General features: G+C 65.2%; 15 protein-coding genes. 8 read left to right on the forward strand and 7 right to left on the reverse strand.

Annotation, left to right across the window (positions count from 1 at the left end; translation table 11 throughout):
* The first annotated feature begins 115 nt into the window (after window positions 1-115).
* The 8 genes from BIWAKO_RS23285 (at window position 116) to BIWAKO_RS23320 (ending at window position 6,710) form a co-directional block, all read left to right on the forward strand.
* Entirely contained in the window at window positions 116-667 is a 552-nt protein-coding gene (locus tag BIWAKO_RS23285; RefSeq protein ID WP_069882723.1) for a peptidylprolyl isomerase, read from the forward strand.
* A gap of 18 nt (window positions 668-685) precedes the next feature.
* Entirely contained in the window at window positions 686-1,315 is a 630-nt protein-coding gene (locus BIWAKO_RS23290) for a hypothetical protein (protein WP_069880672.1), read from the forward strand.
* Window positions 1,315-1,785, forward strand: coding sequence for a peptidylprolyl isomerase (locus tag BIWAKO_RS23295; protein ID WP_069880673.1), 471 nt, complete (start codon window positions 1,315-1,317; stop codon window positions 1,783-1,785). Before BIWAKO_RS23290 ends, BIWAKO_RS23295 begins: the two co-directional genes overlap by 1 nt.
* A gap of 131 nt (window positions 1,786-1,916) precedes the next feature.
* Window positions 1,917-3,023: a tRNA preQ1(34) S-adenosylmethionine ribosyltransferase-isomerase QueA gene (gene queA, locus BIWAKO_RS23300; protein ID WP_069880674.1), complete on the forward strand. Its 1,107-nt coding sequence runs from the start codon at window positions 1,917-1,919 to the stop codon at window positions 3,021-3,023.
* 62 nt (window positions 3,024-3,085) lie between these two features.
* On the forward strand, window positions 3,086-3,748 hold the full coding sequence (locus BIWAKO_RS23305) for a tetratricopeptide repeat protein (RefSeq protein ID WP_069880675.1): 663 nt from the start codon (window positions 3,086-3,088) through the stop codon (window positions 3,746-3,748).
* 45 nt (window positions 3,749-3,793) lie between these two features.
* Window positions 3,794-5,185: a ribosome biogenesis GTPase Der gene (der, locus tag BIWAKO_RS23310; RefSeq protein WP_069880676.1), complete on the forward strand. Its 1,392-nt coding sequence runs from the start codon at window positions 3,794-3,796 to the stop codon at window positions 5,183-5,185.
* Window positions 5,182-6,279: an NAD(P)/FAD-dependent oxidoreductase gene (locus tag BIWAKO_RS23315; RefSeq protein ID WP_069880677.1), complete on the forward strand. Its 1,098-nt coding sequence runs from the start codon at window positions 5,182-5,184 to the stop codon at window positions 6,277-6,279. The genes der and BIWAKO_RS23315 overlap by 4 nt, the downstream gene beginning before the upstream one ends.
* Before the next feature lie 17 nt (window positions 6,280-6,296).
* Window positions 6,297-6,710, forward strand: coding sequence for an NUDIX hydrolase (locus tag BIWAKO_RS23320; protein WP_176733390.1), 414 nt, complete (start codon window positions 6,297-6,299; stop codon window positions 6,708-6,710).
* A 12-nt stretch (window positions 6,711-6,722) separates the two neighbouring features.
* On the opposite strand, the gene BIWAKO_RS23325 is transcribed toward BIWAKO_RS23320, so the two are convergent.
* The 7 genes from BIWAKO_RS23325 to rplI form a co-directional block, all read right to left on the reverse strand.
* A complete protein-coding gene (locus BIWAKO_RS23325; RefSeq protein ID WP_069880679.1) occupies window positions 6,723-7,466 on the reverse strand; it encodes an SDR family NAD(P)-dependent oxidoreductase in 744 nt (247 codons plus the stop codon).
* Between the two features lie 12 nt (window positions 7,467-7,478).
* Window positions 7,479-8,951, reverse strand: a complete 1,473-nt coding sequence (gene purF, locus BIWAKO_RS23330; protein WP_176733391.1) for an amidophosphoribosyltransferase — start codon at window positions 8,949-8,951, stop codon at window positions 7,479-7,481.
* Window positions 8,952-8,993: 42 nt separating this feature from the next.
* A complete protein-coding gene (locus BIWAKO_RS23335) occupies window positions 8,994-9,677 on the reverse strand; it encodes a CvpA family protein (RefSeq protein WP_069880681.1) in 684 nt (227 codons plus the stop codon).
* Between the two features lie 107 nt (window positions 9,678-9,784).
* A complete protein-coding gene (radA, locus tag BIWAKO_RS23340; RefSeq protein ID WP_069880682.1) occupies window positions 9,785-11,182 on the reverse strand; it encodes a DNA repair protein RadA in 1,398 nt (465 codons plus the stop codon).
* 6 nt (window positions 11,183-11,188) lie between these two features.
* Window positions 11,189-12,322 carry an alanine racemase gene (gene alr / locus BIWAKO_RS23345; protein WP_069880683.1) on the reverse strand — a complete coding sequence of 378 codons (1,134 nt, stop codon included), beginning with the start codon at window positions 12,320-12,322 and terminating at the stop codon, window positions 11,189-11,191.
* A complete protein-coding gene (locus BIWAKO_RS23350) occupies window positions 12,319-13,806 on the reverse strand; it encodes a replicative DNA helicase (protein WP_069880684.1) in 1,488 nt (495 codons plus the stop codon). Before BIWAKO_RS23350 ends, alr begins: the two co-directional genes overlap by 4 nt.
* A 166-nt stretch (window positions 13,807-13,972) precedes the next feature.
* Window positions 13,973-14,539: a 50S ribosomal protein L9 gene (gene rplI, locus BIWAKO_RS23355; RefSeq protein WP_069880685.1), complete on the reverse strand. Its 567-nt coding sequence runs from the start codon at window positions 14,537-14,539 to the stop codon at window positions 13,973-13,975.
* Window positions 14,540-14,545: the final 6 nt, after the last annotated feature.

Raw genomic sequence — 14,545 nt, forward strand, 5'->3', positions numbered from 1 at the left:
TGCAGTGCAACATGCTCCAGATCTGGCGGCTCAACGCCTTGTTCCGGTCAAAGGATGCCGTTACGACGCCGGTGATCATCGGCCGGATCCTCCGGCAACGACGGAGATGCTTCACATGCTGCGCAGTTCTCTCGCCATTCTCGCCCTTGCTGCGTCGCTCGGCTGTGCTCAGGCGCAAGCGCCGGCCTCCGATCCCAACAATACGGTCGTGCTCGAGACCAAGGACGGCAACATCACGATTCGCCTTCGTCCCGATCTGGCGCCCAAGCATGTCGAGCAGATCAAGGCGCTGACCAAGCGCGGCTTCTATGATGGTATCGTCTTCCATCGCGTCATCGACGGCTTCATGGCTCAGACCGGCGACCCCACCGGCACCGGCACGGGCAAGTCCGACCTGCCGAATCTCCCGGCTGAATTCACCCCCACGCCCTACAAAGTCGGTTCGGTCGGCATGGCGCGTTCCGCCTCGCCCGATTCCGCCAATTCCCAGTTCTTCATCTGCTATGAAGGCTGCGGTTCGCTGACCGGGCAGTACACGCTGTTCGGCGAGGTGGTGTCGGGCATGGATGTGGCGCGCAAGATCAAGAAGGGCAGCTCGACCAATAACGGCCAGGTCAGCGGCCCCGACAAGATCGTGCGCATGCGTCTTCAGTCCGACGCGAAATAGCACGGAGTGGCTACCTGCATGTCGCGTGTCCTGCCCCTGTTCGTCGCCGGCTTGTCGATCGTCATGGTCGGCGCTGGCGCGGCACAGGACACACGCGACCTGGGATTGCCACCGCCCTCCGGCTCGCAGAACCCGGTTCTGCCTCCGCCGTCCGGCTCGCAGAATCCCGTGCTGCCCCCACCCACGGGGCAGCGCTACCTGCCGGGGATCGGCGGGCCGTTTGGGGAACACGCGCCACGCCGCGCTATTCCAAACCTGCCGCCTCCTGTCGATTCGGGGCTGAGCGGATCGATCTCGCCAGTGACGCGGAGCTTTGAAGGCGACGCCGTCGATCGCGTCTCGGAGCTCGGCCCAGCGTTTCGACGCTGCTGGAATCCGCCTGCGATGACCGGCTCCAGCGACAGCGCGATGGCGACTGTCCGCTTCAGCCTGCGGCGCGACGGCACCATCTTTGGCCAGCCGCGCGTCACCTGGGAAACACGCCGCACCGACCCCGACCTGCGGGAACGGTTCACCGCCTCCGTGATCGACGCCATCCGAAACTGCGCGCCTGTGAGGTTGTCGCCGCGCTTCGGAGCGAGTATCGCGGGGCGACCCTTCACCATTCGCTTCCACGGCCGTGCGCCGTCCAATGAAAGGCCGATCTGATGTCGCTCGATCCCGAGAACACCCTCGTCATGGAAACCACCAAGGGCCGCGTTGTCATCAAGCTGCGCCCGGACCTCGCCCCTGCCCATGTCGAGCGCCTGAAGACGTTGGCGCGCCAGGGCTTCTATGACGGCATCGTCTTCCACCGCGTCATCGACGGCTTCATGGCGCAGGTCGGCTGCCCGCATGGCACCGGCACCGGTGGCTCCGACCTGCCGGACCTGAAGGCCGAGTTCAACGCCGAGCCGCATGTTCGGGGGATCTGCTCGATGGCCCGTTCGCAGAACCCGAACTCGGCCAACAGCCAGTTCTTCATCGTCTTCGATGACGCCCGTTTCCTCGACAAGCAGTACACGGTCTGGGGCCAGGTTGTTGAAGGCATGGAGAATGTCGACAACATCAAGCGCGGCGAGCCGGTGCGTGACCCGGACTCCATCGTCTCGATGAAGGTCATGGCTGACGCGGCCTGATATCGCCACGGGCCCCGTTCAAACGGGGTCTGAGTTCAGATGAGCCCTCATCCCGGTAGCGCCGTAGGCGCGTCCCAATGGATGGGGGCTCAACTTGTTTTGGTTCGCGGTTTTGTGAGGCGGATTCGATCGTGGATGTCGAGCTTTTCGACTTCGACCTGCCGGAAGAACGCATCGCGCTGAGGCCCGTCAGCCCGCGGGATGCTGCGCGGATGCTCGTGGTGCGGCCGGATGCAGCCGAACCATTCGAGGATCGCGGCGTTCGCGACCTGGCCAGCCTACTTCAACCCGGCGACGCGCTCGTCCTCAACGATACGCGCGTGATCCCGTCCCGCCTCTACGGCCGGCGCGTCAGGGGAGAGGCCTCGGCGCGCGTCGAGATCATGCTGCACAAGCGCGAAGCGTCCGACCGATGGCTCGCGTTTGCCAGGCCGGCCAAGAAGCTGGCCCTCGGCGAGACGGTGGTGTTCGGTTCGGACGCGGCATCGAATGCGTGCGAGCTCGGCGCGCTGCATGCGGAAGTCGTCGGAAAGGGCGAGGGCGGCGAGGTCGAGTTGCGCTTTGCCTGGTCCGGTCCGGTGCTCGATGAAGCGATCGCGCGGCTGGGTGAGTTGCCGCTCCCGCCCTATATCGCGGGCAAGCGGCCGACCGATCAGGCCGATGCCCACGACTATCAGACGATTCACGCCCGTACGGATGGAGCCGTGGCCGCCCCGACTGCCGGTCTCCACTTCACGCCGGAGCTGTTTGCAGCCCTCGACGTGCGCGGCGTTTCCCGCCATTTCGTGACGCTTCATGTCGGCGCGGGCACGTTCCTCCCGGTCAAGGCCGAGGATACGCGCGAACACCGCATGCATGCCGAATGGGGTAGCGTGAGCACTGAGACCGCAGCAGCGCTGAATCAGGTCAAGGCAAGGGGAGGCCGCATCGTTGCCATTGGGACCACCGCCCTGCGGCTACTTGAGAGCGCGACCGGCGAAAACGGGGTCGTCGCGCCATTCTCCGGTGATACGGCCATCTTCATCACGCCGGGCTATCGCTTCCGGGCCGTCGATATCCTGATGACGAACTTTCACCTGCCGCGCTCGACACTGTTCATGCTGGTCTCGGCCTTCTGCGGGCTCGACCTCATGAAACGGGCCTATGCCCATGCGATCGCGGAGAAATACCGGTTCTATTCCTATGGTGACGGCAGTTTGCTGTTCAGGGCTGAACCCGCCACGCCACGCCACGCTTGATCCGGCTCGCAATCGGCCAGCGAAAATGCTACCCGGCAGGGTGAAGAGGATTGTGACACCCTATGGCCGATATTTTTCGTGAGATCGACGAGGAGGTCCGGCGCGACAAGGCGGCGGCGCTCTGGAAGAAATATGGCAACCTGCTCATCGGCTTGGCCGTGGCTGCTGTCGTGGCCGTCGCGGCCTGGCAGGTCTGGCTGTATCGCGAGCAGCAGGCTTCGCAGGCTGTGGGCGCGCGGCTGGAAGAGGCGCTGAGGGCTTCGCGCGACAATCGCGGCGCCGAGGCGGAGTCGATCCTCGTTGACCTTGCGGCCAGCGCGCCGGCGGGATACCGCCAGATCGCGCGGTTCCGCCTGGCTGCCGAAACCGGCAAGCGCGACGCTGCCGCGGGCGCGACGGCCTTCGACGCGCTGGCGAATGACAGCTCTCTCGATCAGCTCTATCGCGATCTTGCCCGACTTCGTGCCGGTATGCTGCGCGTCGATCTTGCGCCCTATACCGAGACCCGCGCCGCGCTTGAGCCGCTCGCGTCTCCGCAGGGCGTCTGGCGCCATTCGGCCCGTGAGTTTCTCGGCATTGCCGCTCTCAAGGCCAATCTGTTCGAGGATGCCGGCCGCTGGTTCGATGCCATCGTGACCGACCCGCAATCGCCGCAAGTGCTGCGTCAGCGTACCGATCTTTATCTTGCGCTGGTGCGCGGCGGCGCCGTCGAAACCAAGAATTGACCCGACGCGCCGAACCCGGCGCGTAACAGGACGAATTTGAACACCATGACCGCGACCGTCGCCATCATCGGCCGGCCGAATGTCGGCAAATCGACGCTCTTCAACCGGCTCGTGGGCAAGAAGCTCGCTCTGGTCGATGACCGGCCGGGTGTGACCCGCGACCGGCGCGAAGGTGATGCCTCGCTTGGCCATCTGCGCTTCCGCATCATCGATACCGCTGGCCTCGAGGAGGCCGACAAGGACTCGCTCGCGGGCCGCATGCGCGCTCAGACAGAGACCGCGATCGCCCAGGCCGACGTGATCCTTTTCATGATCGACGCGCGACTTGGTCTGACGCCTATGGACCAGCCCTTCGCGGATCTGGTCCGTCGTTCAGGAAAGCCCGTGATCCTGCTCGCCAACAAGGCGGAAGGGAACAAGGGCAAGGACGGCACTTTCGAGGCTTATGCGCTCGGCCTCGGCGACCCCGTTCCGTTCTCGGCCGAACATGGCGAAGGCACCGCGGATCTGCTCGAAGCGCTCGTGCCCTTCATTGCTGACGAGCCCGAGGAAGACGAGGACGATCAGGCCTGGGCCGAAGCCCCGGCCGCCGATTTCGACGAAGAGAGCGACCCCAACAAGCCGCTGCGCGTCACCATCATCGGCCGCCCCAATGCCGGCAAGTCGACCCTGGTCAACCGGATGATTGGCGAGGATCGTCTTCTGACAGGTCCGGAAGCCGGTATCACCCGGGACACCATCTCGGTCGACTGGGAGTGGCGCAGCCGCCCAGTCAAGCTGTTCGACACGGCCGGCATGCGCAAGCGCGCCCGCATCGAGGAGAAGCTCGAAAAGCTCTCGGTCGCCGATGCGCTTCGGGCCATTCGGTTCGCCGAAGTCGTCGTCGTCCTGCTCGATTCGACCATTCCGTTCGAGAAGCAGGACCTTACGCTGGTCGACTTGACCGAGCGCGAAGGCCGATCGGTCGTCATCGGCCTGAACAAATGGGATCTCGTTGCCGACAAGCAGGGCCTGCTGGCCGAGCTCAAGGAGAAGGCGAACCATTTGCTGGCACAGGTGCGCGGCGTGCAGATCGTTCCGCTGTCAGGCCTGGCCGGCGAGGGCATCGACCGCCTGATGCAGGCGGTTTTCGCCAGCTATGACGTCTGGAACCGCCGCGTCTCTACGGCGCGGATCAACCGCTGGCTCGAAGGCGTGCTTTCGGCTCATCCGCCTCCGGCCGTCGCCGGGCGCCGCATCAAGATTCGCTACATGACACAGGCCAAGGCGCGTCCGCCAACGTTCGCGCTGTTCGGCAACCAGCTCGACCATTTGCCGGTGTCCTATACGCGCTATCTCGTCAACAATCTGCGCGAGGCATTCGAGCTGCCGGGTACGCCGATCCGGTTGCATACGCGCGGCGGCGACAACCCCTACGATCGAAACAAGCGCAAGTGAAAGTCACGGTCGTCGGCGCGGGCATTGGCGGCCTCGCCACGGCCTGGTCCCTCAGCGGGCGTGGCCATGAGGTAACGCTGCTCGAGCAGGCGCCGGTGATTCCCAATCCCTACGCCGCCTCGGGCGACCAGCATCGCATCATCCGTCGCGCCTATGGCAGTGCCGACGGTTATGCCCGCACCATCCCGGAAGCCTTCGCGGCATGGGATGAGATGTGGGTTGATCTTGGCCGGTCCCACCTCGCCAATTGCGGCGTTCTCGGCGTGTCCCTGCTGGAGGGCGACGAGGGCGAACAGTATCGCGAAGGGCTCGACCGGACAGCGGCGCCCTATACGCTGCATAAGCCAGCCGAGGCGGCGATTCGCTGGCCCTTTCTCGATGCGGCAACCCTGCGCTACGCCTATTTCAGCGCCGATGGCGGCGCGCTTTTCCCGGCGCGGATTACGGCGGACCTGCTGAGGCTGCTGGCGGAACGCGGCGTTGCGATTCGGGCGGGCACACGCGTTTCTTCCGTCGAGGCGAATGCTGGCCTCGTCATCCTTGAAGATGGGACCCGGATTGCGTCCGACCAGATCGTGGTGACGGCTGGAGCATGGGTGCTGCGCCTGTTCCCGGAGCTCGGCGATGCCCTGAAGACCTACCGCACAGCCGTTGTCTATCTCGACCCGCCCGTGGATCTTCGCGACGCCTGGCAGCGCGCACCCGCCATGGTCAGTGTCGGCGGTGACAACCACGGCTATATTCTGCCGCCGGTGGACGGAACCGAGCTGAAGTTGGGCGCGGGAATCCATCGCCGCCCGAAAGAGCCCGACGAGGAGCGCGAGCCTCGTCCCGGGGAAGGCGAGCAGATCCGGGACTATTTCGCCCCGCCGCTGGCCCGGCTCAACGAGTATCGCGTCAAGCGGACCGCGACCTGCGCCTATACTTTCACTGGGGATGGCACGTTCCTCGCCCGCCGGATCGGCAAGGCGCTCGTGGTCTCCGCCTGTTCGGGGCACGGCTACAAGTTTGGCGCCGCGGTCGGTCGGCGTGTCGCGACTGCTCTGGAGAGCGGAGACGACGCCGGATTGTTTCGCTGGCTACGAGCGGAATAGGCGAAATGGAAGGGCGGATGCTCGAGACGGTCAGCGCCCTGTTCGTCAACCCGGAGAGCAAGGTCCTGCTCGGTTTACGAGCGTCCTGGAAGCGGGCATGGGCCGATCACTGGGACGCGATAGGTGGCAGGGTCGAAGCAGGTGAGAGCCTGCAGGAGGCACTTCTGCGCGAATGTCGTGAGGAGGTCGGCCTCCATCCCGAGCGCTATCAGCTGGTGCTGTCGGAGCCGGAGCGCTTTCCGGAGCGAAATGGCGAGGCATTGCACCACATCTACGTCGTGCATGCCTGGGAGGGTGGGGAGGCAGCCAATCTCTGCGACGAGCATGTCGAGATACGCTGGTTTGCGCTCGACGAGATGGCGGCGCTGCCAAACCTGACCATCCCTGATCTGATCACGCTCGTGCGGGCGTCGTCGGACCGCGGAGCGTAATCGCCCCGCGAACTAAGCTGGCATCTGCGGGCTCAGCACCTTGCCCTGCGGAAAATCAAAAATCTTGCCCGTCTCTGCCCAGTCGGGCGAGGCCAGGCGTACGAGATGCGGAGCGAGTTCTTCCGGGGTCTTCAGCGTCAGCGGATCCTCGCCCGGCATCGCTTCCTCACGCATGCGGGTCCGCAGGGGGCCGGGATTGACGATCATCACCTTGAGCGGGGTTGTCACGGTCTCGGCCGCATAGGTGCGCGCCATGGCCTCGACGGCCGCCTTCGAGATCGAGTACGGGCCCCAATAGGCCACGCACTTATGCGCCGCGCCTGACGACATCACGATGACCCGGCCTGCATCCGAGGCCTGCAGCGCCGGCTCGACCGATTTGATCAGGCGCCAGTTGGCCGTGACATTGGTCTCGAACACCTTGGCCCATTCCTTCGGCGAGGCATGGGTGAGCGGGGTCAGGGGGCCGAGGATGCCGGCATTGGCGAGCAGGATGTCGAGTTTGCCCCAACGCTGCAGCAGCGCGGGCCCAAGCTTCTCGATCGCGGCCGCGTCGCTGAGGTCGACAGGGACCAGCGTCGTGCTGCCGCCGATACCCTGAATCTCGTCATCGAGCTCTTCAAGCGCGCCCGAGGTACGCGCCAGGGCAACGACATGGGCGCCGGCATGGGCAAAGGCGAGGGCTGCGGCGCGGCCAATACCGCGCGACGCGCCAGTGACGAGCGCGATGCGCCCTGCGAGAGGCTTGGTCATCATGGACTCTTGTGATCAGCCGGCTTCGGCCAGGAGGGACAATTCCTGCTTGGCGCTCTCGCCGATGACGTCGGTCAGCGAGGTCGGGTAGTCGCCGGTGAAGCAATGGTCGGTGAATTGCGGCCGGGCGGGATCGCGCCGCTCATGCCCCATGGCGCGGTAAAGACCGTCGACCGAGAGAAAGGCGAGCGAATCTGCGCCGACGAACTGGCGCATCTCCTCAAGCGTATGCGTTGCCGCCAGCAGCTTCTCGCGGTCGGGCGTGTCGATGCCGTAATAGTCGGGGTGGGTGATCGGCGGCGACGAAATGCGGAAATGCACCTCGCGCGCACCGGCCTCGCGCATCATCTTGACGATCTTGAACGAGGTCGTGCCGCGCACGATCGAGTCATCGACCAGAACGATGCTCTTGCCCTCGACCACGCTGCGATTGGCCGAGTGCTTCAGGCGCACGCCGAGTTCGCGGACCTTCTGGGTCGGTTCGATGAAGGTGCGCCCGACATAGTGGTTGCGGATGATGCCGAGTTCGAAGGGAACACCGCTCGCCTGGGCAAAGCCCAGCGCCGCCGGTACGCCAGAATCCGGCACCGGCACGATCACATCGGCATTCGCCGGCGCTTCCAACGCCAGCTGCGCGCCCATGCGCTTGCGCCGTTCATAGATGCTCTGGCCCTTCACGATCGAGTCCGGCCGGGCGAAGTAGATGTATTCGAAGATGCAGGGGCGTTCCGCCACCGGTGGGAAGGGCTTGTGGCTCTCGATACCGTCTTCGGAGATGACGACGACTTCGCCGTTCTCAACCTCACGGACGAACTTGGCGCCGATGATGTCGAGCGCGCAGGTCTCGGAGGTCAGGATGGGTGCGCCGTCGAGCTCGCCAAGCACGAGCGGTCGGATTCCCAAGGGATCGCGAGCGCCAATCAGCTTCTTGTTGGTGATGCCGACGAAGGCATAAGCGCCCTCGATTTGGCGGATGGCATCGACAAAACGATCGATGAAGCGGGTCTTGCGGCTTCGGGCGACGAGATGGAGCAGCACCTCGGTGTCGGAGGTGGACTGATAGATCGCACCGTCACGGACGAGGTTGCGGCGCAGCGTCAGTCCGTTCGTGAGGTTGCCGTTATGCGCAACGGCGAAGCCGCCGCCATGCAGTTCGGCGAAGAGCGGCTGGACGTTGCGGAGGATCGTCTCACCCGTCGTCGAATAGCGCACATGGCCGATCGCCTGCGCCCCCTGGAGCTTGTCGATGACCGAGGCTTCCGAGAAGGCATCGCCGACAAGGCCGAGTCGCCGCTCCGAATGGAAGCGCCTGCCGTCGAAGGTGACGATACCCGCCGCTTCCTGGCCGCGATGCTGGAGAGCATGCAGGCCGAGCGCTGTCAGCGCGGCGGCATCGGCATGACCGAAGATGCCGAATACGCCGCATTCCTCGCGCAGCCGGTCGGCATAGGGATCAAAAGCGTCGTGGGTCTCGGGGTGAGACGTCATTACGGGCTCCATACGCTGTAACACGGCTGCGTTACGCTCCAATTACGGACGAGTTTGGGCAGGCGTTGCGGGGCGGGTGCCTTCGATCGTGCGCTGCAGGGCCTGGCGGTCGTTGGCGTTCGGCACTTCGGTGCGGCGCTGCGGGTCGGTGGTCGGGCTCGCCGGCGGGCGCGGCTCCTCTGCCGGCGCTTCGGCGGGCTCTTCGCCGGTCTTGGGCTTCAGCAGCTTCTTGACGAAGTCGGAATTGATGTCCTGCGGCAGCATCGTCAGGAGAGAGCGTCCGGTCTCCTCGAGGATCGGCTTGGCCTTGGCGTCCTTTGCCCAGGTCGGCAGGTTCTTGTCGCCCATCAACGCGGTGAAGAACACGTAGCCGATCACCGCCAGCAGCAGCCCGCGGGCCGCGCCGAAGACAAAGCCGAGTGTCCGGTCGAGCGCGCCGATACGCGAGTCGAGGACGAAATCGGAAATTCGGGCTGTTACGAGCGACACGATGATCAAGGTTACCAGGAACAGGGCCGCGATCACGGCGACCAACGCGATGGTCTGGTTCGGGATATGTTGCTGTGCCAGCGGCAGGAGCTGGGGATGAAACACCCAAGCCACCACGGCCGCCGTCGCCCAGGACGCGATAGCCAACACCTCTCGTGTCAGCCCGCGCACAGCGGCCAGCAACGCCGAGATCAGAACCACGCCGATGACGACGAGATCGAGGATTGTGACAGGCATGCAGGAAGCCGCTTCTCTAGCATCTAGGGGTGGCCCGCAACAAATGGGCTGGCCGCAACGATTTTGCTATACGCGTTCGAAGGGGTTCCGTCACCCTTGGGGGTGGTTCATTTCACATCCCTGCGAGGAGCACGGGCCGCAATGTCGGCCACAAGCTCCGCAACATGCCCGAAACGGCGTAGTCCAAGCCCGCTGCCCTCGCCGAAATCCGCTCCACCCGCGGGGAAGAGCGCCGCCTCGAAGCCGAGCTTGGCTGCCTCGCGCAGGCGGGCGGCCGTGACGGAAACCGGGCGAATCGCCCCCGAGAGGGCAATTTCGCCGAAATAGACGCCTTCGGCTGGAAGGATCGCTCCGGTTAGCGAGGAGATAAGCGAGGCTGCGACCGCGAGGTCGGCGGCCGGCTCATTGACGCGCAGGCCTCCGGCCACGTTGAGATAGACGTCGTGCTGGCCGAGCCTGAGGCCGCCATGGGTTTCGAGAACGGCGAGCACCATGGAGAGACGGCTGTTCTCCCACCCGACGACAGCACGCCGGGGGGTGCCGAGCGAGGTCGGCGAGACCAGTGCCTGGATCTCGACCAGGACCGGCCTCGTGCCTTCGACGCCGGCGAAGACGGCGGCGCCGGGAGCTGCCTGGTCGCGGCCTGCCAGGAAAAGCGCCGATGGATTAGTGACTTCCGACAATCCCTTGCCAGTCATCTCGAAGACGCCGATCTCGTCGGTCGCTCCGAAACGGTTCTTTTGCGCACGCAGGACGCGGAAAGCATGAGCGCCTTCGCCCTCGAAGGAGAGAACGGCGTCGACCATGTGCTCGACCACGCGCGGCCCCGCGATCTGCCCATCCTTGGTGACATGGCCGACGAGGATCAGGCAGGCGCCACTGGTCTTGGCATAGCGGATCAGGGACTGAGCCGAGCCGCGGACCTGCGTCACTGTGCCCGGTGCGCTTTCAACCTCGCCCGACCACATGGTCTGGATCGAATCGATCACGACGAGGGCCGGACGCTGACCCTGATTGAGGGTGGCGACGATGTCCTCGACATTGGTTTCGGCAGCGAGGTCGACCGGCGCATCGGCGAGGCCCATGCGCTCGGCCCGCAGGCGGACCTGCCCGGTCGATTCTTCGCCCGAGACATAGACGACGCGATGGCCGCCATTCGCGAGCGCTGCACAAGCCTGCATCAGCAGGGTCGATTTGCCGATGCCGGGATCGCCGCCGATCAGCAGCACAGAGCCGGGCACGAAGCCGCCACCGGTGACGCGGTCGAGCTCACCGATGCCGGCGACAATGCGGGGAGCATCCTGTGTCTCGCCCCTGAGCGTCTCGAGCGCAAAGACACGGCCCCGCGCGCGGCCGTTCGACGAGCCGCGTCCGCCCGGCACCGGCGCAGCCTGCGCTTCCTCGCTGAGCGACGACCATGTGCCGCAGGCGTCGCATTTGCCCTGCCAGCGATGATAGACCGCTCCGCAGGCTTGGCAGGTATAGGTCGGGCCGCGTTTCGCCATTCGGCACTAGAGCCCGACATAGCGGCGCGCATAGCGCCCGCCGAGGCCGGTCAGGATCTCGTAGCCGATGGTCTTGGCTCCAGCGCCCACCGTCTCGATGTCGAGCGGCCCGCCGATCAGCGTCACCGGCGCGCCCCGCACGGCGGCATCCTTAGGCGCTTCCGTGACATCGATGATGATCAGGTCCATCGAAACCGTGCCGACGAAGGGGCAGGTAACGCCGCCAACGATCGCCGAACCGCCGGTGCTGCTATCCGTCCAGCTCGCATTCCGCGGGTAGCCGTCAGCATAGCCGAGGCAGATCGTGGCGAGCTTGCGCGGCCCCGGTGCGGTCCAGCGGCCGTTATAGCCCACTTGCGTGCCGGCCTTGACGTCGCGCAGTTGGAGAATGCGTGCCTCCAGCCCGATGACAGGCTGCATCGGGTTGGGCTGGTTCGGCGTCGGGTTGCCGCCATAGAGCGCGTAGCCCGGTCGGGTGAGCTGATAGGACGGGACATCCTTGAGGAAATGACCCGAAGAGTTCTTCAGCGAGGCGGGAATACCGGGAAAGGCGGCCGCAATATCGGCGAAGGCTGCGGCCTGTCGCGCGTTGGCCGGATCGGCTTCATCCTCGGATGAGGCGAAATGCGACATCACAAGACCGATGCCTGCGGCCGTGATCGTGCCTGAGCGCTCACGCGCGAGGTTCAAGCCTTCGCCAGCCCAGAGCCCGAGCCGGTTCATCGCGGTGTCTACATGCAGGGCTGCCGGCCTGACTGCGGCTCCGCCTTGGCGGAATGCGGCCCACTCGAGCAGTTCTTCATGCGAGCCGAGCACCGGTGACAAGCCGTGCTGGGCGAAGTGGCCGCAGGTTTCCGGCAAGAGGCCGTTCAGCACATAGATCGTCGCGTCCGGGGCCACGGCTCGCGCCCGAACGCCCTCGGACAGATGGGCGACGAAGAAGGTGCGGCAGCCGGCCTTGGCGAGGGCTGTCACCGCTGGCTCGATGCCGATGCCATAAGCGTCGGCCTTGACCACGGCGCTGGCCTCCGCCCCGCTGGCACGCTGTCTGAGCGCACGCCAGTTCGCGACCAGCGCCCCGAGATCGATCGTCAGTGTCGCGCCGGCCATGCTGGAATCCGGGGTATCGAAGGCGGTCATATCTGTTCCGGCAAATGGGCTTCTTCGGCGCGGTCGGAGAAGCGTGTGACGTCGGCATCGAACTGCAGGGCGATGGTGCCGGTCGGGCCGTGGCGCTGCTTGCCGATGATCAACTCGGCGAGGCCGTGGGCCACCTCCATTTCGTTGAGCCAGGTCGCATGCTCCGGCGTGCCGGCCCGCGGTTCCTTGCCCTTGAGGTAATATTCCTCGCGATAGACGAACATCACGACGTCGGCGTCCTGCTCGATCGAGCCGGATTCGCGCAGGTCCGAGAGCTGGGGCCGCTTGTCGTCGCGGTTCTCGACCTGGCGCGAGAGCTGCGAGAGCGCGATGATCGGAACCGAGAGTTCCTTGGCCAGCGCTTTCAGGCTGGTCGTGATCTCGGTCAATTCCTGCACGCGGTTCTCGCCCTTCTTGGCCGACCCCGAGAGCAGCTGGAGGTAGTCGATGAAGAGAGCGTCGAGCCCCTTCTGGCGCTTCAGCCGTCGCGCACGCGCCATCAGCTGAGCGATCGAGAGGCCGCCGGTCTGGTCGATATAGAGCGGCAGTTTCTCGATCTGGTTTGCGACATCGGCCAGCCGCGCGAAATCGCCTTCGGAGATGCGGCCCTGCCTGATCTTGTATGACGAGATGCCTGATTGTTCGGCGACGATACGGGTCGCGAGCTGGTCGGCCGACATTTCGAGCGAGAAGAAGGCGACGATACCGCCGTCGACGGATTTGAGCGAACCGTCATCCTGTCGCTCACCGCGCCAAGCCTTGGCGATATTGAACGCGATATTGGTCGCAAGCGAGGTCTTGCCCATGGCCGGGCGACCGGCAAGCACGATCAGGTCGGAGCGCTGCAGACCGCCCATGCGCGCGTCGAGATCGCGGAGGCCGGACGAGATGCCTGAGAGGCCGCCGGCGCGCTGGTAGGCGCTCGCCGCCATGTCGATCGCAAGGCGCAGGGCGCCATCGAATTTCTGGAACCCGCCCTCGTAGCGGCCCTTCTCGGCCAGTTCGTAGAGTCGACGCTCGGCTTCCTCGATCTGTTCGCGGGGGGCCATCTCGACTGGTGCGTCATAGGCGACGTTGACCAGATCCTCACCGACGCCAATGAGCAGGCGCCGGATGGCGAGTTCGTAGATGGTGCGTCCGTAATCCTGCGCGTTGATGATGGTCGTGGCCTCGGCCGCGAGGCGCGCGAGGTATTGCGAGGCCGTGATGCCGCCAAGATCGATCTCGGCGAGAAATGTCTTCAACGTGATCGGCGTTGCGATCTTGCCCGCTCGGATCAAACTCGCGGTCAACTCGAAGATGCGCTGGTGGATCGGCTCGAAGAAATGGTCCTGCAGCAGGAAATCCGAGACGCGGTAGAACGCGTCGTTATTGACCAGGATTGCGCCCAGCAGCGCCTGCTCAGCCTCGATATTATGGGGCTGGACGCGATACTCCGCCTCTTGGCTGTCGAGACGGGCAACGAGGGCGGTGGCAGTGGCCATGATCTGCGGGCAAGCTCGGCTGAGATGAGTCGGATAAACTGTACTCTAACACCCTGACGCCCGATGCTAGCAGGCAATGCGGCTTCCTCCCGATCTTCACACCCCTCCAACGAAAAGGGCGCCGTGTTGCCACGGCGCCCTTGACACATGGTTAGACGAGGTCGTCTCAGCGGTCGTCGTTGTCGCCGGCTTCGGCCAGCGCCGCGCCGACCTCGAGACCGAGATCGTCGAGATCGAACTCCTCGCGCGCCGTGACGTTCTCGCCGCGAACCTGGCGCTCGGCCTCTTCAGCGGAACGGGCGATGTTGACGGTGACGGTGACCGAAACCTCAGGATGCAGCACGACCGGAACGGTGTGCAGACCGAGCGTCTTGATCGGCGCGTTCAGGGTGATCTGGCTACGGTCGACGCTGAAGCCGTCCGCGGTCAGGGCCTCGGCGATGTCGCGGGTCGAGACCGAACCGTAGAGCACGCCGGACTCGCCCGACTGACGCAGCATCACGACCGAGTGGCCATTCAGCGTCTCGGCGACCGAATCGGCCTCCTTCTTGAGCTCGAGATTACGGGTCTCGAGCTGGGCGCGCTGCGTCTCGAAGCGCTTCTTGTTCTCCTCGGTGGCGCGCAGCGCCTTGCCGCGGGGCAGCAGGAAATTGCGGCCGAAGCCATCACGTACGCGGACGACTTCGCCCATCTGGCCGAGCTTGGCGACGCGTTCGAGCAGGATCACTTCCATTGGTCT

Origin of the sequence: Bosea sp. BIWAKO-01 (assembly GCF_001748145.1) — a bacterium.
Lineage (GTDB): Bacteria > Pseudomonadota > Alphaproteobacteria > Rhizobiales > Beijerinckiaceae > Allobosea.

Coding starts and splice junctions, on each gene's coding strand:
- BIWAKO_RS23285 (WP_069882723.1), top strand. CDS start 116: ATGCTGCGCAGTTCTCTCGCCATTCTCGCCCTTGCTGCGTCGCTCGGC.
- BIWAKO_RS23290 (WP_069880672.1), top strand. CDS start 686: ATGTCGCGTGTCCTGCCCCTGTTCGTCGCCGGCTTGTCGATCGTCATG.
- BIWAKO_RS23295 (WP_069880673.1), top strand. CDS start 1,315: ATGTCGCTCGATCCCGAGAACACCCTCGTCATGGAAACCACCAAGGGC.
- BIWAKO_RS23305 (WP_069880675.1), top strand. CDS start 3,086: ATGGCCGATATTTTTCGTGAGATCGACGAGGAGGTCCGGCGCGACAAG.
- der (WP_069880676.1), top strand. CDS start 3,794: ATGACCGCGACCGTCGCCATCATCGGCCGGCCGAATGTCGGCAAATCG.
- BIWAKO_RS23320 (WP_176733390.1), top strand. CDS start 6,297: ATGCTCGAGACGGTCAGCGCCCTGTTCGTCAACCCGGAGAGCAAGGTC.
- BIWAKO_RS23325 (WP_069880679.1), bottom strand. CDS start 7,466: ATGATGACCAAGCCTCTCGCAGGGCGCATCGCGCTCGTCACTGGCGCG.
- purF (WP_176733391.1), bottom strand. CDS start 8,951: ATGACGTCTCACCCCGAGACCCACGACGCTTTTGATCCCTATGCCGAC.
- BIWAKO_RS23335 (WP_069880681.1), bottom strand. CDS start 9,677: ATGCCTGTCACAATCCTCGATCTCGTCGTCATCGGCGTGGTTCTGATC.
- radA (WP_069880682.1), bottom strand. CDS start 11,182: ATGGCGAAACGCGGCCCGACCTATACCTGCCAAGCCTGCGGAGCGGTC.
- alr (WP_069880683.1), bottom strand. CDS start 12,322: ATGACCGCCTTCGATACCCCGGATTCCAGCATGGCCGGCGCGACACTG.
- BIWAKO_RS23350 (WP_069880684.1), bottom strand. CDS start 13,806: ATGGCCACTGCCACCGCCCTCGTTGCCCGTCTCGACAGCCAAGAGGCG.
- rplI (WP_069880685.1), bottom strand. CDS start 14,539: ATGGAAGTGATCCTGCTCGAACGCGTCGCCAAGCTCGGCCAGATGGGC.